The sequence below is a fragment of the Dongia sp. genome (assembly GCF_041906375.1).
GTDB lineage: Bacteria > Pseudomonadota > Alphaproteobacteria > Dongiales > Dongiaceae > Dongia.
Map to the genome: position 1 here is coordinate 154479 of NZ_JAYRJJ010000006.1, position 19385 is coordinate 173863.

Below are 19385 nucleotides of genomic sequence, written 5' to 3' on the forward strand. Positions count from 1 at the left end.
CGACTTAGGAAGCAACCCGCTCCTTGTCATCCTCGCGGGCAAGATCGAACATCGAATAGAGAACTTCGGGTTCCTGCGCGCCGGAAAGGCCGAAGCGGCCATTGAAGATGAGGTAGGGCACGCCGGTGATGCCCAGTCGCCGCGATTGGAAATCCTCAGCCAATGCCAGATCGATCTCTGGAATGCCCTCGACGGCCGCGCGCGCCGTATCGGCGGAGAGCCCCATTTCCTCGGCCAGGCCGATCAGCTTTTCCGGATCGCCGATATCGATCCCTTCGATGAAATAAGCGACATAGAGGCGGTCGAGCAGGGCGGCCTCGCGGCCTATCCTGGCCGCCGCTTGTAGCAGTCGATGCGATCGCAGCGTGTTAGGCGTGCGCTTGATACGCTCGAACTGGAACTCGATCCCCTCATTGCGGCCGACACGGGCGACGCTGTCGAACACCCGTTGCGCCCGCTCGAGCGACCCGAACTTTGCGGTCATATACTGCGCCCGGTCGATGCCCGCCATCGGCATCCCCGGATTGAGCTGAAATGCCCGCCAGCGGATGACCAGATCGGCCTGCGGCCGATTGGCCAGCGCACGCATCAACCGGCGCTTCCCGATGTAGCACCATGGGCAGACCGTATCGGCGAAGATTTCCAGCAACATGGGGGTATTCTGGGAGCCGGGGAGGGATATGGCAAGAGTGGAGAGGGAGCGGGCCAGCCCCCGTCTGCCCGCGGGCTAACCGAAGATCTTCGGATCCAGGAAGCGCCGGAGGACATTCAGAGTCATCCGAGACACATTGTTGTCATAATTATTGTGCGCCAGGGAACTCGACCAGCCGATCGAGCCGGTCGAGAAGACTGCGCCGCCACTTGGGGTTTCGAAGAATACGATTTCCGCCCGGCAGCGGTCACTTTCAATGGCATCAAGGCCGGGAAAACCCGCCAGCAATTCCTCGGGTGTCAGGAGGAATGTGTTCGAATGCTCGACGGATTTAGCGAGGATCAAGGCGTGGGCCGGCGTTCCGAGTTCAGGATCAGAGGCGTCGAGTTCTAATCCGGCGGCGCCACCCAGGATGCCGAAGTTGCCGATGCTCTCATCCGGCCCGATCCCGTCGAAAATGAAGGCCGCACGTGGATCGAAGCTGTCGGCAAGGCGCGTGTAATAGGAACTGGCATCGAATCCTTCGGTCACGAAGCCGACGCCGAACACCTTTTGCGGAGCGCGGCCTTGGCTCCGCCACAATCCGCCGAACTCCCCGGTGAAGGCGTGGTAGCGCTCGCCCGGCGGCAGTTCATAGCAGCGCGTGCCGGCCTCGCCACGGCGCACCTCAATGGCGGCCGGCCATTCCGGATTGGTGGCGATACGCCAATAGAAACCGTTACCGCCGAGATACATGAGGCGGCCGCCGTCCTTTTGATAACGCTCGAACGCATCCAGCATCTGGGTCGTATGATATTCGGGATGGGTTCCAGCGATGACGCAACGGTAGTTCTTCAACAGCTCGACGCCTTCGGCATGGATGCGGTCGTCGGTGATGATGTCATAGGGCTGGCCGATCGCGTGCAGCCAGTCGGTGATATGAAGATCGGCGTTGAAATTCCAGATGGCGCGCTTGGGGCGCGTATTGAGGATCGGCCGCAGCCAGGAGGAATAGGAACTGCCAGATCCGTCGCGGTGCCGGTCATAAAGCGACACGCCAAAATCGCGCCGCTCTTTCAGGAACTGCTCCGCCGGTCCCAGTTCCAGCAGGGCACCGTAGCAGACTTCCGACAACGCGTCCTCGTAACCGTGATGCGAATTGGCGTATGCGAGATAGGTATAGGTTGAGGCAAGCAGGGCTACCGACGCCGTCGCCTTGCCTTTGGGTGGCAGCACGAAGAAGGGCAGAATGTCTTCGCCGCCATCCTGGGTCGTCAGCTCGCAGGCATAGATGCCGCTGGCGAGGTCGGCCGGCAGGTTCCAGGTGAAATCCGTCGCCCAGCCCATGTCGTAGAGATCGTCGCAATGGAAATGGATGGCGCCGTAGAGATCTGGCCGTTCCTTCCAATTGGTCGTCTCAGAGTGCCAATTCGATGCGGTGACGGCGCGGGTCGGCAGATTGACCAGCGAGCCATCAAGGCCGTTGCCGCTCTGGTCCCTGACGTGGCGGGCGGCCATATCACGGCTGAAATCCCACCGCGCGAGGCAGGGCAGCGGCGCCCAGCTCGGGTGGCTGATACGCGTCGGGTCTAGATAGCCGATATAGAGCGCCGGCGCTTCGATCTTACCGTCGAAATGGTTCTGCGAGTGGCGGCGGTCGGGAAGGCCCGGCTGCAGGGAAGCACCGACGGTGATGGTGGCGGCCATCATGTCCGGCAGGGTGAAGGGGATGACGGCTGAACCGTCGCTGATCTCGGGTTCGCCGAATTGCCGCTCCAAGGGGCGCTGGATGACGATCAGGCGTCGGTCTGCCGCATCGTAGCTTGCCGCCAGCAGATACCAATGCCTGGGCAGTAGCGGTCTGCCGGTGCCGAGCGTGATCTGCCCGCGCCCGTCGCCCACGGTGACGGCGCCGGCACCGCTGCGATCCAGACACAAGGTGACGCCACGCGTTGACCCGGCCTGCGCCAAGTCATGGCAGGCGATGATGGCCTGCGGCGCTTCTTTGTCGATCCAATGGCCTTGCACGATGGCGGCCAGGGTGAAACCGGCGGAGGCGAGCAGGGTGGCCGGCTTCTCGACAAGCATGTAGGAACCGACATCGATTGCCTGTTTGCGGCCGGGATAGGTCGCGTTCACCTTGGCATCGATCGGGATCACCTTATAGCCGGGACTGATCGGCCCATCGTCGCCGCAAATCAGACGCACGATGCGTGCATTGAACGCGTTGGCGCCTTCTTCGCAAGAAACCTTGAAATCAAGACGTTCGCCAGGCCGTGCCGAGGGGCGATCCGTATAGCCGACGATTTTGAGCATGATCAGGTCAATCCAATGCCAGGTCCTGGCCGGTGAGACGCCGCCAGCGCAGTTTGAACACGGCCCATTCCGCCGTGACACGATCTTCGAAGACATGACCGGTCAGCATCATCGGATCCTGCGGCCGCCTGCCAAGTTGGGCGAGCTTCCACGGGCCGAAACGGCCATCGCGCAGAAGCACGTAATGCCCCTCGAACGGTTCCGAACGCATGCGGTTGAGCACCCGCTGCAGTTCTGCGCTGTGGCGACCGAAGGGCTTGCGTTTGAATTCTTGCGCCAGGTCGATCCGGCTTGGGTCGATTTCATACATGGTGGGAGCCTAGCAGAGCTGTTTGATTCGGCGCAGCGCCTCGTCGAGCGTCTCGAACTTCTTGGCAAAGCAGAAGCGCACGACACTCGTCACCGCATCCTCGGCATAAAAGGCGCTGACCGGAATCGATGCCACGCGCGCCTCTTCGACCAACAGCTTGGCAAAGGCATTATCGTCCATGCCGGCGAAGCGTCCCTTGGTGAGATCGACATTGAGGAAATAGGTCGCATTGGACGGGATGACATGGAAGCCGAGCTTGGTAAGGCCGTCGGCAAAACGATCCTGGGCCTCCTGGAAGTCGCGGCGCATGCCGGTGAAATAGTCGTCCGACTTGTCGAGCCCATATGCCACCGCAGCCTGTAGATTGGGCGGGGTGGTGAAGGTGATGTACTGATGCGCTTTTGCAACCACCTTCAGGATCTCCGGAGCCGCGCAGACGAAGCCGACTTTCCAGCCGGTAAGAGAGAAGATTTTCCCCGCGGAACCGATTTTAAGCGTTTTTCGGCGAAGTGACGGGATGGTTAGGGTGGGCCTGAATTCTACGTTGTAAAATAAGACATGCTCCCAGACCTCGTCGCAGACCAGAATGGCGTCATGCTGGACGATGTAACTGGCCAACAGATCAAGATCGGCAGGCGAGAACACCGAACCGCTCGGGTTGAGCGGATGGTTGAGCAGTACGACTTTGGTCTTGGCATTAAAGACCGCCTTTAGTTGCGCCTCATCGATGCCCCAATGCGGCGGCCGGAGAGTCACGAAGCGGGGGATGCCGCCAGCCCGCTTCACCAAGGGCAGATAGGCATCATACATCGGTTGGAACAGCACGACCTCATCGCCGGGCTCGATCAAGGCGAGCAGGGCACCGGCCAGGGCCTCGGTGGCGCCCGAAGTCACCATGACCTCGGTTTCCCAATCCAAATCAAGATGATGGAAGCGCTTGTAGTGCCGCGCAATAGCCTGGCGGAGTTCCGGAATGCCCATCATCGGGGGGTACTGGTTCCACCCATTGACCACCGCATCGGCCGCCTGCCGGCGCACGTCGAGCGGACCTGGATCGTCGGGGAAACCTTGGCCGAGATTGACGGCATCGAATTGCCGAGCCATGCGTGACATGGTTTCAAAGACGCTGGTCGAGGTCTGGGCAAAGATCGGATTCATGCGAGCACTCGTAACAAAGGCGAGTGACCCTTGTGCGCTGGGGCACAAGGCTTGTCAACCTACTGTTATAGCGTCAAATTTTGCGAGCGATGTAACGGAAGCCCGTGTCTGGCCGAATGGTCTTCATCAGGCAAAGGAGTAGACCTTGTATCCATGGCTCGACAGATCCGGCCGATTGTCCTGGCTGAAACTTGGCGTTTTCATCGGCATCCTGCTGCCGGGACTCTGGGCTGCCTATATCTGGGCCTTCGCGCCGCCGCCGGCACCTGGCGCCCTTGGCAGCAGCGCCATGCCAGTGACGGCGGCCCTGCATCTCATCGGCCTGTGGTCTGTGCGTTTCCTGTTGATCACGCTCAGCGTAACGCCGCTGCGGCGGATTGGCGCCTGGCCGCGCGCCGTTACTTTGCGGCGCATGTTGGGCGTCGCCGCCTTTGCCTATGTGCTGCTTCATTTCTGCCTTTACATCGTGCAACAGAACTATCGCCTGCTATTCGTGGCGAGCGAGGTCGCCTTGCGGATCTATCTCACCATCGGTTTCGTGGCCCTCATCGGCCTTACAGCCCTTGCCGTCACGTCGACCGACAGCGCGATGCGCCGATTGGGAGGCAAGAGGTGGCAGCGCCTTCATTACCTCGTCTATCCGTTGGCGGTGCTGGGCCTTGCGCATTTCTTCATGCAATCGAAGGTCAATGTCGGCGAGCCTGTCCTGATGAGTGGCCTGTTTCTGTGGCTGATGCTCTATCGCCTGGCCTTCCGTTGGAACGGCGAACGGGCGCTCGGGGTCTGGCAGCTTGTCACGCTGACGCTCGCGACAACTCTGCTCACATTGTTGGGGGAAGCGGCATGGTACCAATTCGCGACGGGGATCGGCGGCGAGCGGATTCTCGCCGCGACGTTCGATTTCCGCCACGTCCGGCCGGCTTGGTGGGTGCTGCTGGTCACCGCGGCGTTCATTCCCCTGAAGCTGGCGGCAGACCGGATCTGGAGCCAGCGTAAGACCTCCCCGAAAAGGGCGCCGCTCGCTGCGTGAGGCACCGAGTTCGCAAGGGTGTTTGGTTAAGGGGGACGTTCCGGCTATGGTGCTTTGCGAAGTACCATCCTTAAGCGGTCAGGCCGTGGCGATACTGTGATTTCGTTCGACGAGTTGATCATCCGGCACCCGGCCCTGAAGGCGCTTTTGCGCTACTGGCGCAGCCTGTCGCGGAAGGGCTCGGTGCCGCGGCGACGGGATATCGATCCGGTTGCGCTGCGCAAGCTGTTGCCGCATCTCTATCTGATCGACGCCGGTGCCACGCCGGATGAGTTGCGATATCGTCTGGCCGGCAGCATCATCGTGCAGGCTTTCGGCTTTGAGCCAGGCCGTTTGAGCCGCGCCCAGATACGTGCCTGCCATGTAAAGCCGGAGCGGTACGATGAGTTCAACCGCACCAGTGCCGAAACGCACCGCATCGTGACCCACAGGATTGTCGCCTACACGCACGATCACATGACGTCCTATACCAAGGATTATCTGGCGTATGCGCGTTTGAATCTGCCTATCTCGGAGGATGGCGAGACGCCCTCAGGTATCTTCGGCGCGATCTATCTGTCCAGTGATGGCGATCCGTTCTGGAACCGGTTCGAGGAACTGCACGTGGAAACACCGCTTGATCAGGTCCTCGCTGCGCCAGCCTGAGGCAAGCCTAGCGCCGCCCTTACTCAGTCTGGACGATATCCTCGAAATCTGCATCGACACCGAAACCGAGGTCGATGAGGTCACGGTGCACCACATTGGCACCGCGCAGTTGCGGGTGCACCTCGTGATAGAGCTGATCCGGCTCGATCGCCTGGTCGGCGAAGAGGATGAATCCGTCGATGCCGGGTTCGGAGGACTTCAAGGGAAATCCGGTGGCCTCGATCATGAGTGCCGAGCCGCCGGAATAGCTCTGCTGGATTTCCGCGCGCACGGCGCAGGGCGTGTCGATAACCATGTGCATTGCCCGCGCGGCCACGTCTCGCCTTTCTGGCGGGACGAAGTCATAGTAGTTGCGACCCGCGAGATTGAGTCCCACCCGTTCCTTTAGCCTTTCCCCGGCGACGCGATAGATGCATTTGTCCGGCTTGGTAACGGCGACCAGGGCGAGATGAGGAATGACGGCGACGAAGTTCTGCAGATTGAGGTCGTTTTTCTGGGGAATGACGCCACCAGCTTCATCGAGCATGCTCAGAAACCCGTTGGCAAGCATACGGCAGGCCGGGGTGCGGTAGCGCTCGATGGCATCCTTAAGGGCGCCCGCATAGTTCGGCTTCAACCTAGTCCAGCCCATGCCCCCAAGACACCTGCGATCATTGTCCCTGGCAAAGACACTAGAACGGCTGTGAGCAGCGCGCCAATACTATTATACGAGGAATGAAATGCTCGAGGACATCGATCCCATCGCAATCACTGCGGCGACGCTTTCTTCGCAATTTCAAGCGGGGCCTCAGCGCAGATAGATATCGACATAGTCCGCCGCGAGGTCGCAAGGATTGTCGATCGACTGCATGCGCCAATATCTGCGTTTGCCCTTTTTGAGGAAGAGAAAATCACCTTCCCGTATACACGCTTTCCCGCCGTTGATGTGGCTGACCTCTGTGACGATCTTGCCGCGGAACCTGAAACTCGTTGCATCGATTGAAGTGACAATGCCGTCGACCGAAACGAAACCTTCGGCCGCTTCCTGGCGCCCGCTTAGCCGCCATTCCCCATCCATCGCCTTTACCTCGGCCGTGCCCGCATCCTTCAGCGTGCCGCTGCCCAGCCATTGCAGCGTGATGGCGTGGGTGCCGAGAAGTTTTTGCGCCATGGCGGGATCGGCAATGGCAGGATCCGCAAATGCGGGTTGCAACTGGCCACCAAGGAGCAGGACGGTAAGGAGGGCCATCCTGACCGCAACTAGCCATTGCAGCAAGGTCATCAGCCTTCTCCATGTCATCGGTCATTAAGCAGGATGGCGGAAGGGGTGGGATTCGAACCCACGGTGAGCTTACACCCACGCCAGTTTTCAAGACTGGAGCCTTAAACCACTCGGCCACCCTTCCGGCTTGCGGAAGGTCCTTATCCATCCTGGCAGGCTAAATCAAGCCATCATAGCCCTGGCCATTCGCCAAGCGGAGTTCATTGCCGAGCAGATGAAGAGGAAGGCGATCTAGCCCGGCCCGCCATCCTTCAGCCCGTACCTGTACCTCGAGTCGACCGCCATGCTCTGCCATGGCGGTCTTTTTTCGCAGGCGGATCGGTCGTTCTGATCAGAATCCCTTTCCATTCTTGCGCAAACCGACCTGGGCGGATAGTTTATGGACCGCAAATTTCCACTATATCTTGATGATTCAGGGGTCCGGGCGGTCCAGATGCAGGGGTTTCGTCACTTTTCTCGTCTTCTGGCCGTTCTTGGGCTGCTGACGCTGGCCGCCGCCTGCGCCGAGACCAATCTGGCGGTTGAAACGACCAAGGTGGTCACGCGCCAGGAGCCGGACGTCAGCGGCCCCTACAAGGTCGGCAAGCCCTATCAGGTGAAGGGTGTCTGGTATTACCCGCAGGCCGATTACAATTACGACGAAACCGGTATCGCCTCGTGGTACGGGCCGGGCTTCCATACCAAGGCCACCGCGAATGGCGAAACCTATGACGAGAACGACCTGACGGCGGCGCATAAAACGCTGCCGATGCCGTCCCTGGTGCGCGTCACCAATCTGGAAAACGGCCGTTCGATCGTCGTGCGCATCAATGATCGCGGGCCTTTCGTCAACAACCGAGTCATCGACATGTCGCGACGCGGCGCCCAGCTTCTCGGTTTCGAGCAGAACGGGACGGCCAAGGTCCGTGTCCAGGTGATGAAGGAAGAAAGCATGCTGCTGGCGGCGAAGGCCTCGTCCCAAGGCGGCGATGTCTTCAGCCCGTCGCCGACCGCCGCGCCGGCCGGAGCTGTCACCGCCCAGGCTCTGCCACCCGCCGGGGGGAGCGCGGCACCAGCGCCGGCGGCCCCGGCCCCGGCCGCCAAGCAATCAGCCGTCGGCAGCGTTAAAATTCCGCAGCTGACCGGCCAGGTTTCGGTGGTGCCGGTGAAAGCGACCAACATCTTCATTCAAGCGGGAGCCTTCCTCCGCCAGGCCAATGCCCAGCAACTGCAGCGCAAGCTGACCAGCCTCGGCCATCCCACCCGCATCACGCAGTTCATGCTCAACCAGCAGCGCTTCTACCGTGTCCAGCTGGGGCCGCTGGCCTCGGTCGAGGAGGCGGATCAGGTCTTGCAGAAGCTACTCGATAGCGGGCATCCGGATGCCCGTATCGCCGTGAACTGACTGGATTTCCTGCCGAACCGGATGTTGCTTGACGTTGTTGGGCTCGAGGATCAATTTGCCGCGCTAAAGTGCCCAATTCGGGCGAGTCTTATGTGAGTTTCTGAGGTCGGAAATATGTTGAAGCTTCTGCTGGCTTGCGTTCTTGCCACGGGTCTCATTCTGGGTGTCCCCGCCGGGCAGAGCCGGGCCGAGCCGCTCGTGACCAACGCGCAGCACGCCTATATCGTCGACTATCAGACCGGTGCGGTTCTGTTCGACAAGCTGGCCACCGAGCGTCTGCATCCGGCTTCGATGAGCAAGCTGATGACCATCTATATGCTGTTCGACGCGCTCAAGCGTGGCGACGTCAAGCTCACCGACAGTTTTCATGTCAGCGAGAAGGCCTGGTCGACACAGGGCTCGAAGATGTTCGTCGAGATCAACGCCTCGATCCCGGTCGAAGACCTCATTCGGGGCATTATCATACAGTCCGGCAACGACGCTTGCGTCGTCGTTGCCGAGGGCCTTGCCGGTTCGGAAGAAGCCTTTGCCGACCGCATGAACAAGAAAGCCAAGGAAATCGGCCTCACCGACAGCAATTTCGTCAATGCCTCGGGCCTCCCGGACCCCAATCATCTGATGACTGCCAAAGACCTGGCTACCCTGGCTCGGCACCTCATCGACGACTTCCCCGAGTTCTACAAATATTTCTCCGAGCATGAATTCGTCTGGCACGGGATCAAGCAGGGCAATCGCAACCCGTTGCTCTATCGCAAGGGTTCCGGCGTTGACGGGTTGAAGACGGGCCATACGGAAGAAGCCGGCTTCGGCCTTACCGCCTCGGCGGTACGCGACGGCCGCCGCATCATTATGGTCGTTCATGGCCTCAATGGCATGCAGGAGCGCGCTGACGAAGCCGGCGGCTTGCTCGATTGGGCCTATCGTGAATATGGCAACTTCACCATCGCCACCCCGGGCACGGTCCTGGGCGAAGCCGAGGTCTGGATGGGTGCTGAAAAGACGGTGCCGCTCACCGTGGAATCCGATCTGCTGGTGACCCTGCCGCGCGCCGAGCGTGAGAAGATCGTTGCCAAGGCGGTTTATCAGGGCCCCGTTCAGGCGCCGATCAAGAAGGGCCAGGAAATCGGCGAACTGGTCATCGATATCCCCGGCATGCCGCAGGCGCACGCCAAACTGGTGGCAGCCAAGGACGTCGCCGATCTCAGCTTCGGTGGACGCATCGCCGCGGCCCTGCAGCATTTCGTCTTCGGCGCGAATTGATCGTTCATGCCGCCGGTCACCCCTTTGCGCTTCGTCACGTTTGAAGGCGGCGAGGGGGCCGGAAAGTCAACCCAGATCCGCTTGCTGGCCGAAGCCCTGCGGCAGGCGGGAGAACTGGTCGAGGTTACCCGCGAGCCCGGCGGCACCAAAGGTGCCGAGGAAATCCGTGCCTTGCTGGTCGAAGGCGCGGCGGGGCGCTGGCAGGCGGAGACTGAGGCACTGCTCCATTTTGCTGCCCGCGCCGAACATCTGGCCCATGTCATCCGGCCGGCCCTGGCTGCCGGCAAATGGGTGCTCTGCGACCGGTTTGCCGACAGCACCCTGGCCTATCAAGGCTACGGCCAGGGGCTCGATCTCGATTGGCTGTGGACCCTGCGCCGGCGCATTGTCGGCCCAACCGAGCCGGGCCTCACGTTCATGATGGATCTACCAGTCGAAAAGGGGCTGGCGCGCGCCGAGACCGAACAGCGCTATGAGCGGATGGGGGTCGATTTCCATCGGCGGCTGGCCGACGGCTTCCGCCAGCTGGCCGCCGCCGATCCCACCCGTTGCCGCATAATCGATGCCGCACGTGCCCGCGAGGTGATCGCCGCCGACATCGCCGGCTTGATCCGGGACCGTTTCGGCGTCAGCCTCTGACAGCATGACGGACGAAACGCGTTTTCCACCGCCGGAGGCTACGGCGCAACTTCTTGGCCACCAGGAGGCGGAGGCCGCTTTCCTGCGTGCCTATCAATCCGGGCGGATGCCGCATGCCTGGCTGATCACCGGACCGCGCGGCATTGGCAAGGCGACGCTGGCTTTCCGCATGGCGCGCTTCCTGCTGAGCCATGGGCTTCCTGCCCCCGCCGCTGCCGAACCTGCCGGCATGGGCCTGTTCGGCGATGCGCCCGAACCGGAACCGATCCCGGAACTCACCAGCCTCGATATCCCGCCTGACCACCCGATCTTCCGCCGAGTACGCGAGTTGTCGCATTCCGATTTGCGCGTCCTGCGTCGCAGCGCCAATGAAAAAACCGGGAAGCTGCGTGCCGAGATCACCATCGACGAGGTCCGCGGGGCCATCGAATTTCTGCACATGACGCCGGGTGAATCCGATTGGCGCGTGCTGGTGGTGGATGCCGCCGACGAACTCAACCGGAATGCCGCCAATGCGCTGCTGAAGATCCTGGAGGAACCGCGCCCGCGCACGGTGATCCTGCTCATCTCGCATGCGCCGGGCCGCTTGCTGCCGACGATTCGGTCGCGTTGCCGCAAGCTGGCGCTGGAGCCCTTGCCGCCGGCCGTTATCGTTTCGGAACTGAAGCGTCACGGAATCGATCTGGGCAGCGCCGAACTTGCCCTGTGCACGGCGCTGGCTGAAGGATCGCTTGGCCGGGCCCTGGGTTTCGGCAGCGATAGCGCCGGGCTGGACCTCTTTCAGTCGATCGCCACCTTGCTGGCCAGCTGGCCGAACTACGACGCCAACATCCTCCATAAGCTCGGCGACAAGCTTGCGGGCAAGGGCGGCGAGGGGCAGTTCGAGATCGCCACGGCCCTGCTGGACTGGTGGCTGACCCGCTTCATTCGCTGGTCTGCCGTGCAAGACCTTCAGATAGCTGAGGTTTTTCCGGGAGAAGCCGGGCTCATGCAACGCCTGCGCGGGGCCGCCAGCCTTGATCACTGGCTGCAATCATGGGAAAAGGTCACCCGATTGTTTGCTCGGGTCACCAGTGCCAATCTCGACCGCAAGCAAGCTTGGGCCACGGCCTGGCTGGTGCTCGCGTCGCCGGGGCGGTAGCCCGTTCATTCTTCGCTTTGGTCCGGCCCATGACTGTGATTGGGGGCTGCCCAGCCACGCGATCTCTGGCAGTACGTCGAGAATAGCGCGTGGGTCCTGCGCCATTGCGCAGGATGGCAATAATTGAGGTTTTATTGGAACCATCCATGTCAAAAGACAAATTCTACATCACCACGGCCATTGCCTATCCCAATGGCGCCCCACATATCGGGCATGGCTATGAGCTGATCGCCACGGACGCGATCGCCCGTTTCATGCGGCTTGATGGGCGTGATGTCCTGTTCCTGACCGGCTCGGACGAGCATGGGCAGAAGATGCAGCAGACAGCGGAACGCGAAGGCGTGACGCCCAAGGAATTGGCCGATCGCAACACGGCGCGCTTTCGCGAGATGGGCCCGGCCCTCAATTCGTCGAATGACGATTACATCCGCACCTCCGAGGCGCGGCACTACAAGACCTGCGCCGCCCTGTGGGAAAAGATGGAAGCGGCCGGCGATATCTATCTCGACAAATATGCCGGCTGGTACTCGGTCCGCGACGAGGCCTATTACGACGAAAGCGAACTCTCGCAGAACGCCGACGGCAAGCGTCTGGCGCCCACGGGTACGCCGGTCGAATGGGTTGAGGAGGAAAGCTATTTCTTCCGCCTCTCCAACTACCAGGAGAAGCTGCTCGATCTTTACGAACGCGTGCCCAATTTCATCGGCCCCGATGCCCGCCGCAACGAAGTGATGAGCTTCGTGAAGGGTGGCCTCAAGGATCTGTCGATCAGCCGCACGACCTTCGACTGGGGAATTCCTGTGCCCGGCAATCCCAAGCACATCATGTATGTCTGGGTCGACGCACTGACCAATTATGTGACCGCGACCGGCTGGCCGGATACGAACCATCCACGCGCGGCCTATTGGCCGGCGGATGTACATATCATCGGCAAGGACATCGTGCGGTTCCATACGGTCTATTGGCCGGCCTTCCTGATGTCGGCGGGCCTGCCCTTGCCAAAGCGCGTCTATTGCCACGGCTTCCTGTTCAACAAGGGCGAGAAGATGTCGAAATCGGTCGGCAACGTCATCGACCCCTTCAACCTTGCCAAGGCCTATGGCGTCGACGCGATGCGCTATTTCTTTCTGCGCGAAGTGCCGTTTGGGCAGGATGGCAGCTACAGCCCGGAAGCGATCGTGCAGCGCATGAATGCCGATCTTGCCAACGATCTCGGCAATCTGGCGCAACGTTCGCTCTCCATGATCGCAAAGAATCTCGACGGCAGGCTGCCGGAGCCGACCGCGCTCAATGAAGAAGACGCCACGATGCTTGAGCAGGCCGACGCGCTTCTCGGCAAGGCGCGCGAAAGCATGGGGGACTATGCGCTCCACCAGATCCTCACAGCCACCTGGGCAGTCGTCGCGGAAGCAAACAGGTATTTCGCCGGCAACGAACCGTGGGCGCTGCGTAAGACCAACCCGGAGCGTTTCGGCACGGTATTGTGGGTAACGGCAGAGGTGCTGCGCCAGGTGGCGATCCTGACGCAGCCTGTGATGCCGGAAGCGACCGCGAAGCTACTCGACATCCTTGGCGTTGCGGCAACGGAGCGGGATTTCAGCCAGATCGGCGGCAAGAGCCGGATCAAGGGCGGTACAACACTGCCGGCGCCGGTCGCGATCTTCCCGCGATATGTCGAACCCGAGGAAGCTAAGGGCTGATCATGGTTTCTCTCGTCGACAGCCATTGCCATCTCGATTTCGACGATTTCGGGACGGATTTCGATGCCGTCTTGACTCGCGCCAGAGAGAACGGCGTCGAGCGCATGCTGACCATCTGCACGCGCGTGACCAAGTTCGAACAGGTGCTGGCCATCGCTGCGGCGCATGACAATATCCGCTGCACCGTCGGTATTCATCCGCACGAAGCAGAGCACGAGCCGGATGTGGATGTTGCGCGCCTGGTCGATCTCGCGAAGCATCCGAAAGTCGTTGGAATCGGCGAAGCCGGGCTCGATTACTTCTACGATAAGAGCCCGCGCGAACGGCAGCAGGTCGTTTTCGCTACCCATATCGAGGCCTCGCGCGCAAGCGGCCTGCCGATCGTCGTACATAGCCGCGACGCGGATGAAGACACCGTCCGTCTGTTGCAGGATGGGGCGAAAAAGGGCGGCCTCACGGGCGTGATACACTGTTTTACATCGACGCAGTATCTGGCCGATGCAGCGCTCGAGATGGGCTTCTATATTTCGCTTTCCGGCATCGTCACCTTCAAGAACGCAACCGCCTTGCGCGACGTCGCCCGCACCATCCCCCATAACCGACTGCTGGTCGAGACAGACTCGCCCTATCTGGCGCCGATCCCGATGCGCGGCAAACGCAACGAGCCGGCCTTCGTGAAGCACACGGCAAGCTTTGTCGCTGATTTTCTTGGCCTCTCCTTAGCTGATCTTGCCGCGCAGACCACGGCAAATTTCGATCGCCTGTTCACCAAGGCGGCGGCATGAAGGTCACCATCCTCGGCTGCGGTGGCTCGGGCGGGGTGCCGCTTATCGGTCCCGGTTGGGGCGAATGCAATCCGGACAATCCGAAGAACCGGCGGCGTCGTGTTTCCATTCTGGTACAGCAGAAGCATGTGAACATCATCTGCGACACCAGCCCGGATTTCCGCGAACAGGTGTTGGGTGCAGGTATCCATCATCTCGATGCCGTCCTCTATACGCATGACCACGCCGATCATACGCAAGGCATCGATGATCTCCGTTTCGTTCGCAGCAAGGACAAGTCGATCGACAACCGGGTACCCATCTATGGATCGGCGGAGACTTTGGCGACGCTGCGGCAGCGTTTCGATTATGCCTTCGCTCAGAACAACAAGGGCTCCGGCCATCTCTACAAGCCGTTCATCCAATCGCATCTGATCGGCAATCAGCCCTTCAATGTGTGTGGTATCGACATCGTGCCCTATGCGCAGGATCACGGTTTTGGTACGAGCTCGACTGGCTACCGCATCGGCAATATGGCCTATTCAACGGATTGCGTGGAAATGCCGGATGAGAGCCTCGACAAATTGGAGGACCTCGACCTCTTCATTGTCGATTGCTTGCGTTTCGAGCCACATCGGACCCATGCCAATTTTGACAAGGCCATGTCCTGGGTAGAATTGCTGAAGCCCAAGCACACTGTGCTGACGCACATGAACCATTTGGTCGATTATGATGTCATCAAAGCGCGCTGTCCGGTGGGGGTCGAGCCCGCCTATGACGGACTGACGATCGAAATTCCCGATTTCATCAGCGCGCTTTCTTAACGGAAACCGGCACGTCCGGCGCGGATGCGGGCAGAAAAATCCGGCGCCTGACCGGCTGCACGCGCGGCGTCATTGATATGGGCACGCGCCTTCAATTCGTCGAAGGGCAGGGCACCGGCGAGCCTGCCGTGCTGATAGGCATATTCGTCGCCCTTGCCATTCAGCAGCAGGCGCCAATCCCAGGGAGGCATTTTGCCCGAGGCCGCCGAGGTATGAATGCGGATGTTGGTGGTGCAGTTGGACGTGATGGCATTATAGTATTGCGCCCGCTGATGCAGCCTGTTCAAGCTATGTAGATAGTCAATAAAAATGCTGCGGGCGGCCTCGGGCGTTGCCGTCGTGCGATAGAGGTAGACTTCTTCGTCTTTTCGATAGTTGGTACGCAAGCGAATGACGTCGCGTTCGTCCGCGACGGTATAGATCAGCTCATATTGACGAAAGAAACCGAGGATAGCGGAGTATTTCTGCCCGATCACCTTGCGCGTTTCGACTGAGAAGGCGATGTGCTGGCCATCGCTGAATTGAAAACTGACGATCGGATGCGCGATCCAGGGCGAACCCCAAAAGGTGATGAAGATGTCGACGCCTTGGATCTGCGAGAGGTCATAGCGGCGTGTCTCCCAACGCGGCCGATAGTCCATCTCCGTGCGGTAATCGAAGTTGCGAACATTGTGGATGGTGACAATGTCGCCACTGATATCGGCCCAGGCGGTGCGATCTACATCCATCTGCCATTGACGACTATTGCTGGGCGACAGCGACAGCCACCAGATGAGAACCACGGCAAAGCTCGCTAGCCAGACGGACATTCGCAATAACGGGCTGCGGCAGGCGAACAGCGTGCAGACGAGAAGCGCGGCATAGGATACGGCCGCCGCCGTACTCCAAGAGGCGGGCAGGTCGATGTAGAGCGCTGCAATAGCCCAGGCCGACATGCCGACGAGAACGAGCCAAGCGAGCCCGATCGCGGCCAGGCGCATCAATCGCGTCAATCCACGCGCACCATTCCGCTTATTTGATTGCATAGCCCGGTGGTGTTGTCATCCATGGGATGCCCTGGCTGGCCAGCTTTTCACCATACTTGTACTGGTTGATCATCTCAGCTTCGTTGAACTGCTGCTCCGTCGTGCCCTCGTATTCCAGCGGTATGGCAATGTACCTGAACTCGATTTCGTCGTGGATGGTGGACAGATAGAGCCGCCACAGGTCGTTGATTCCTGATACTTTGAACATTGAACCGATGGCGCGCACGGCGATACTGGAAAGGCCACGCTCAACCTGTTTGGGATCGGGTGTAATTCGGCCGTTACGGATGACATAGAGGCGCTGCGTGAACTTGCCGGTGTATTCGGGGTGCGCATTCTTGATCGTCGACGGGAGATCGATGATGGAGCCGATCGAGAACGATTGAAAGAACACGCCCCCATCGACATGCATTTCATCGTACTTCTTGCCGTCTACCTCGACCTCGAACATCACCGGCGGGAAGACTGCCGGAATCGCGGCTGAGGCGACCAGGATAGAGCGGAATAGCTGCAGCTTGTTCTTGGCGTTGCTGCTGGCAATTGCACCGAGATCCCAGACCACCGGCTCCTCCGCATCGAGATTGGTCGAGGCGACGAGCAACCGGCGGCCCTTGGCATGTTCGATGGCGATATCGGCAAGGACCTTGTCGTCGATGAACGATGCCACCATTTCCCGCAAGGGCGCCGTGTCGGTCAGGGATTCCTGCCACAGGATCGACAGCAAGGAGTGCACGACGAAGACGCGGCTTTGGTCGACTGTCGTATAGGCTTTCTTTAGCGTTTCGTCATACTTGGAACCGAGGAAGGCGAAAGGGGCGATGAGGGCGCCAGTACTGACGCCGGTGACGACCTTGAACTTCGGCCGGCCCCCGACCTTGGTCCAACCATTCAGCAGGCCAGCGCCGAAGGCGCCGTCGGAACCGCCGCCGGAGACGGCGAGGTAATTGTAGACGCGGGTGCCGTCTGGCTGCACTTCATAGCAGTCAGCCGTTTCTTCCGCGTATGCCTCCTTCAGCATCGTTCGCACAGCTTCGGGATGCGTGAACACCATATAGCGGATATCGGTAAAACCGGCGATCGATGCTGTGCCTGCACTTCCCGGCGGTTCGGCTTGGCGCGGCACCGACGAGCAGCCGACCGTTATCGCAAGGACGGCGGAGCACAGCAGAAATTTCAGACAGCGACTGTACCGCCACACAATTTGACGCATCGATTCCCCCTGAAAGATATGATGCATTCGCGCAATCATTGACGCACGCATTCCCCAGAGAAGGCCCGAGCCATCGCTGCCACCCTGTCACCGAAGCTGGGCCGGACTTCCTGGTTTATGCCGCACGGCTTCCTGCTTCTCTATTTCAGTATGCCCTTGGCCTTGGCCGTATGTGTGGCGATGAGATCCATGATCGGCGGCGAAAGGCAGTCATAGGGCTCTAGCTTGAGTTCACGCAGGCGCGCGCGCACCGCGCTCATATTGGCGGGGTCCGCACCGCCTTCGATGATCGACGAGACAAAGGCCGCGAACTCCGGCGGCGACCAGCCGTCGTCATTCGACAGTTCGGTGTGGATGAAATCTAGGCCGTACAGCGGATGGCCCTTGTTCTCGATGCGGCTGTACATGTGGACGCCGCAGCCGGTGCAGGCATAGCGCTGCAGCGGTGCACTGGCGTCTACGATCTTCAGTTTTTCGGCATGCTTGGTGACGGTGACTTTGTCGCGCGGCACGACAGCGATCTGGCTGAACAGCGCGCCGGCGGGTTTCCAGCATTTGGTGCAACCACAGACATGGTTATGCGCCGTCTGACCGGTGATCTTCACTTCGACCGGATCCTTGCTGCATTTGCAGTGCAACGTACCACCGGAAAATCCTGGCTTTGCCGGCTTGAAGCCCTTGTCGACCGCCGGATGAATTGAAAAAGCCATGCTCATGCCTCCCGATCTGCTGGCGTGTTGATCTCGCATTGGGTCGCGTGAAGCAACGGTTGATCCTAGGCACGATCCGCTTGAATGGTCGAGTGGGTGATGAGGTCATATTATTTCGTTTGCGAGTTGGATCTAGATGGCGAAAGGATTGCGGTCACAACCTACCCCCGACAGGAGATTTCGGATGGCCACCTCATTGCAAACCGTTCGCCTTGACTCGCTGCCGCCCGTCCTGCCGTTCAGTTCGGCGGTTCGGGTCGGTGACATGGTCCATGTGTCGGGACAGATCGGCCATCTTCCTGGCGAACTGAAACTGGTGCCGGGCGGTCTCGCCCCGGAAGCACGTCAGGCGCTCAGCTACCTCCGCGATGCGCTCACTGCAGCCGGGTCGTGCCTGGAGCGCGTCATCAAATGCACTGTCTATTTCGCCGACATCGGCGATTTTCAAGCCTTCAACGCGATTTACGCCGAGTTCTTCGGCACGCATCGGCCGGCACGGACCGGTGTTGCTGTGGCTGGACTGGCGCTTGGTGCCAGGATCGAGCTCGACTGTATCGCCTTGGCCAACGACGCCTGATTGAGATCGTAGTAAACGCGCCCCTCGAGCCGGTCGATACGATCGCGCGTGTGATCAAGCCGAGCGCGGTTGACGGCGATGGCGCCGATCACGGCGTCCAAGGCATCCCCGCCCTGATTGTCGAGGAGAAGGGTGCGCAGGCTGCGTTTCGGCGGTGCCAGAAAGCCGCCTGAGACCAGTTGATCGAGGATACGCTGCCGGGCCTTGCGGTGGGCAGGAGTCCGGCCTTTATAGGGCGGATAGAGGTCGAGGCGGATCAGGCTGCAGGCGGCGCAGACCTCGATGATGACCGGCTTGCCTGACACCTGGTCCATCTGCGGCCAGACCGTGGCCGCCTTCGCAGCGACGAGTGGTGCCAGCAGATGGCCGATGCCCCACCACGTTTGGCGATAAAGGCGCAGGTTGAAGGAGTTGAACGGGGTCCTGTCTTCGCGGTCGGTGCGCCGCTTCACTTCGATGCCGCCGGTCTCACGGTGGCAGATATCGTGAAAGCTCAGTGGGTCAACAAAGCGCTGACGGAAACTCAATGCAAAGCCGCGCCAGGCCGGCGCCAGCACCAGATCCACCGGCAGGCTGAAAGGAAAATCGCAGCCGGCGATAGTGTCCGCCTCGGCCACGATGTGGCGGGCGAGGGCGGTGATAGCAATCCCCGGCTCCTTGCTGCTGCCCGGCAAGGCGCTTGCCGGAAGGCAGTTCTCGATCGCAAGGGGGCCGTCGCTGCGCCGTGCCTCTGCAATCCAGATCTTCCGTCCGGCATCCCGGGCCCCGCTGAAATCGATGCCCAGAATGCGGGTCAAGCG

At 60.6% G+C, this 19385-nt stretch carries 20 protein-coding genes and 1 tRNA gene; 10 read left to right on the forward strand and 11 right to left on the reverse strand.

Features of this window, described 5'->3' with window-relative positions:
• Window positions 1–4: 4 nt before the first annotated feature.
• The 4 genes from ACE3OA_RS18060 to ACE3OA_RS18075 form a co-directional block, all read right to left on the reverse strand.
• Window positions 5–652 (reverse strand): DsbA family oxidoreductase, encoded by a 648-nt coding sequence (locus ACE3OA_RS18060; protein WP_374313318.1) that lies wholly within the window; start codon window positions 650–652, stop codon window positions 5–7.
• 75 nt (window positions 653–727) lie between these two features.
• Window positions 728–2947, reverse strand: coding sequence for a N,N-dimethylformamidase beta subunit family domain-containing protein (locus ACE3OA_RS18065; RefSeq protein ID WP_374313320.1), 2220 nt, complete (start codon window positions 2945–2947; stop codon window positions 728–730).
• Window positions 2948–2954: 7 nt separating this feature from the next.
• Window positions 2955–3257, reverse strand: coding sequence for a hypothetical protein (locus ACE3OA_RS18070; protein WP_374313322.1), 303 nt, complete (start codon window positions 3255–3257; stop codon window positions 2955–2957).
• Between the two features lie 9 nt (window positions 3258–3266).
• Entirely contained in the window at window positions 3267–4415 is a 1149-nt protein-coding gene (locus ACE3OA_RS18075; RefSeq protein WP_374313323.1) for an aminotransferase, read from the reverse strand.
• Window positions 4416–4560: 145 nt separating this feature from the next.
• Between ACE3OA_RS18075 and ACE3OA_RS18080 the strand changes: the two genes are divergently transcribed.
• Both ACE3OA_RS18080 and ACE3OA_RS18085 read left to right on the forward strand, forming a co-directional pair.
• Window positions 4561–5445: a sulfite oxidase heme-binding subunit YedZ gene (locus ACE3OA_RS18080; RefSeq protein ID WP_374313324.1), complete on the forward strand. Its 885-nt coding sequence runs from the start codon at window positions 4561–4563 to the stop codon at window positions 5443–5445.
• Between the two features lie 96 nt (window positions 5446–5541).
• Window positions 5542–6090 (forward strand): PAS domain-containing protein, encoded by a 549-nt coding sequence (locus tag ACE3OA_RS18085; RefSeq protein ID WP_374313326.1) that lies wholly within the window; start codon window positions 5542–5544, stop codon window positions 6088–6090.
• 19 nt (window positions 6091–6109) lie between these two features.
• On the opposite strand, the gene ACE3OA_RS18090 is transcribed toward ACE3OA_RS18085, so the two are convergent.
• The 3 genes from ACE3OA_RS18090 to ACE3OA_RS18100 form a co-directional block, all read right to left on the reverse strand.
• Window positions 6110–6721, reverse strand: coding sequence for a PAS domain-containing protein (locus ACE3OA_RS18090; protein ID WP_374313328.1), 612 nt, complete (start codon window positions 6719–6721; stop codon window positions 6110–6112).
• A 156-nt stretch (window positions 6722–6877) separates the two neighbouring features.
• Window positions 6878–7351, reverse strand: a complete 474-nt coding sequence (locus ACE3OA_RS18095) for a hypothetical protein (protein WP_374313330.1) — start codon at window positions 7349–7351, stop codon at window positions 6878–6880.
• Window positions 7352–7385: 34 nt separating this feature from the next.
• Window positions 7386–7475: transfer RNA gene (locus tag ACE3OA_RS18100), tRNA-Ser, on the reverse strand.
• A gap of 309 nt (window positions 7476–7784) precedes the next feature.
• Between ACE3OA_RS18100 and ACE3OA_RS18105 the strand changes: the two genes are divergently transcribed.
• The 7 genes from ACE3OA_RS18105 (at window position 7785) to ACE3OA_RS18135 (ending at window position 15063) form a co-directional block, all read left to right on the forward strand.
• On the forward strand, window positions 7785–8735 hold the full coding sequence (locus ACE3OA_RS18105; RefSeq protein WP_374313332.1) for a septal ring lytic transglycosylase RlpA family protein: 951 nt from the start codon (window positions 7785–7787) through the stop codon (window positions 8733–8735).
• A 114-nt stretch (window positions 8736–8849) separates the two neighbouring features.
• Entirely contained in the window at window positions 8850–9995 is a 1146-nt protein-coding gene (locus ACE3OA_RS18110) for a D-alanyl-D-alanine carboxypeptidase family protein (RefSeq protein ID WP_374313334.1), read from the forward strand.
• A 6-nt stretch (window positions 9996–10001) separates the two neighbouring features.
• Window positions 10002–10634 (forward strand): dTMP kinase, encoded by a 633-nt coding sequence (tmk, locus tag ACE3OA_RS18115; RefSeq protein WP_374313336.1) that lies wholly within the window; start codon window positions 10002–10004, stop codon window positions 10632–10634.
• 4 nt (window positions 10635–10638) lie between these two features.
• Window positions 10639–11775, forward strand: coding sequence for a DNA polymerase III subunit delta' (locus ACE3OA_RS18120; protein ID WP_374313338.1), 1137 nt, complete (start codon window positions 10639–10641; stop codon window positions 11773–11775).
• Between the two features lie 146 nt (window positions 11776–11921).
• A complete protein-coding gene (gene metG / locus ACE3OA_RS18125) occupies window positions 11922–13475 on the forward strand; it encodes a methionine--tRNA ligase (RefSeq protein ID WP_374313340.1) in 1554 nt (517 codons plus the stop codon).
• A gap of 2 nt (window positions 13476–13477) precedes the next feature.
• Window positions 13478–14260, forward strand: coding sequence for a TatD family hydrolase (locus ACE3OA_RS18130; protein WP_374313342.1), 783 nt, complete (start codon window positions 13478–13480; stop codon window positions 14258–14260).
• Entirely contained in the window at window positions 14257–15063 is an 807-nt protein-coding gene (locus tag ACE3OA_RS18135; RefSeq protein WP_374313344.1) for an MBL fold metallo-hydrolase, read from the forward strand. The genes ACE3OA_RS18130 and ACE3OA_RS18135 overlap by 4 nt, the downstream gene beginning before the upstream one ends.
• On the opposite strand, the gene ACE3OA_RS18140 is transcribed toward ACE3OA_RS18135, so the two are convergent.
• The 3 genes from ACE3OA_RS18140 to gfa form a co-directional block, all read right to left on the reverse strand.
• Complete coding sequence (locus ACE3OA_RS18140; RefSeq protein WP_374313346.1) at window positions 15060–16043, reverse strand: DUF4105 domain-containing protein; 984 nt, start codon at window positions 16041–16043, stop codon at window positions 15060–15062. The two genes, ACE3OA_RS18135 and ACE3OA_RS18140, sit on opposite strands and share 4 nt — an antisense overlap.
• A gap of 31 nt (window positions 16044–16074) precedes the next feature.
• The gene (locus ACE3OA_RS18145; protein WP_374313348.1) at window positions 16075–17211 is read right to left on the reverse strand and encodes a patatin-like phospholipase family protein; all 1137 of its coding nucleotides are present in this window, start codon (window positions 17209–17211) and stop codon (window positions 16075–16077) included.
• 227 nt (window positions 17212–17438) lie between these two features.
• On the reverse strand, window positions 17439–18008 hold the full coding sequence (gene gfa / locus ACE3OA_RS18150) for an S-(hydroxymethyl)glutathione synthase (RefSeq protein WP_374313351.1): 570 nt from the start codon (window positions 18006–18008) through the stop codon (window positions 17439–17441).
• Window positions 18009–18192: 184 nt separating this feature from the next.
• On the opposite strand from gfa, the gene ACE3OA_RS18155 reads away from it, so the two are divergent.
• On the forward strand, window positions 18193–18585 hold the full coding sequence (locus ACE3OA_RS18155; RefSeq protein WP_374313353.1) for a RidA family protein: 393 nt from the start codon (window positions 18193–18195) through the stop codon (window positions 18583–18585).
• Here ACE3OA_RS18155 and ACE3OA_RS18160 read toward each other — a convergent pair.
• Window positions 18471–19382, reverse strand: a complete 912-nt coding sequence (locus tag ACE3OA_RS18160) for a hypothetical protein (protein WP_374313355.1) — start codon at window positions 19380–19382, stop codon at window positions 18471–18473. The two genes, ACE3OA_RS18155 and ACE3OA_RS18160, sit on opposite strands and share 115 nt — an antisense overlap.
• Between the last annotated feature and the right edge of the window lie 3 nt (window positions 19383–19385).

What these genes read in the sequence shown, in the direction of transcription:
- ACE3OA_RS18060 (WP_374313318.1), bottom strand. Translation starts at nt 652, where the DNA reads ATGTTGCTGGAAATCTTCGCCGATACGGTCTGCCCATGGTGCTACATC.
- ACE3OA_RS18065 (WP_374313320.1), bottom strand. Translation starts at nt 2,947, where the DNA reads ATGCTCAAAATCGTCGGCTATACGGATCGCCCCTCGGCACGGCCTGGC.
- ACE3OA_RS18070 (WP_374313322.1), bottom strand. Translation starts at nt 3,257, where the DNA reads ATGTATGAAATCGACCCAAGCCGGATCGACCTGGCGCAAGAATTCAAA.
- ACE3OA_RS18075 (WP_374313323.1), bottom strand. Translation starts at nt 4,415, where the DNA reads ATGAATCCGATCTTTGCCCAGACCTCGACCAGCGTCTTTGAAACCATG.
- ACE3OA_RS18090 (WP_374313328.1), bottom strand. Translation starts at nt 6,721, where the DNA reads ATGGGCTGGACTAGGTTGAAGCCGAACTATGCGGGCGCCCTTAAGGAT.
- ACE3OA_RS18095 (WP_374313330.1), bottom strand. Translation starts at nt 7,351, where the DNA reads ATGACCTTGCTGCAATGGCTAGTTGCGGTCAGGATGGCCCTCCTTACC.
- ACE3OA_RS18105 (WP_374313332.1), top strand. Translation starts at nt 7,785, where the DNA reads ATGCAGGGGTTTCGTCACTTTTCTCGTCTTCTGGCCGTTCTTGGGCTG.
- ACE3OA_RS18110 (WP_374313334.1), top strand. Translation starts at nt 8,850, where the DNA reads ATGTTGAAGCTTCTGCTGGCTTGCGTTCTTGCCACGGGTCTCATTCTG.
- tmk (WP_374313336.1), top strand. Translation starts at nt 10,002, where the DNA reads ATGCCGCCGGTCACCCCTTTGCGCTTCGTCACGTTTGAAGGCGGCGAG.
- ACE3OA_RS18120 (WP_374313338.1), top strand. Translation starts at nt 10,639, where the DNA reads ATGACGGACGAAACGCGTTTTCCACCGCCGGAGGCTACGGCGCAACTT.
- metG (WP_374313340.1), top strand. Translation starts at nt 11,922, where the DNA reads ATGTCAAAAGACAAATTCTACATCACCACGGCCATTGCCTATCCCAAT.
- ACE3OA_RS18130 (WP_374313342.1), top strand. Translation starts at nt 13,478, where the DNA reads ATGGTTTCTCTCGTCGACAGCCATTGCCATCTCGATTTCGACGATTTC.
- ACE3OA_RS18135 (WP_374313344.1), top strand. Translation starts at nt 14,257, where the DNA reads ATGAAGGTCACCATCCTCGGCTGCGGTGGCTCGGGCGGGGTGCCGCTT.
- ACE3OA_RS18140 (WP_374313346.1), bottom strand. Translation starts at nt 16,043, where the DNA reads ATGCGCCTGGCCGCGATCGGGCTCGCTTGGCTCGTTCTCGTCGGCATG.
- gfa (WP_374313351.1), bottom strand. Translation starts at nt 18,008, where the DNA reads ATGGCTTTTTCAATTCATCCGGCGGTCGACAAGGGCTTCAAGCCGGCA.
- ACE3OA_RS18155 (WP_374313353.1), top strand. Translation starts at nt 18,193, where the DNA reads ATGGCCACCTCATTGCAAACCGTTCGCCTTGACTCGCTGCCGCCCGTC.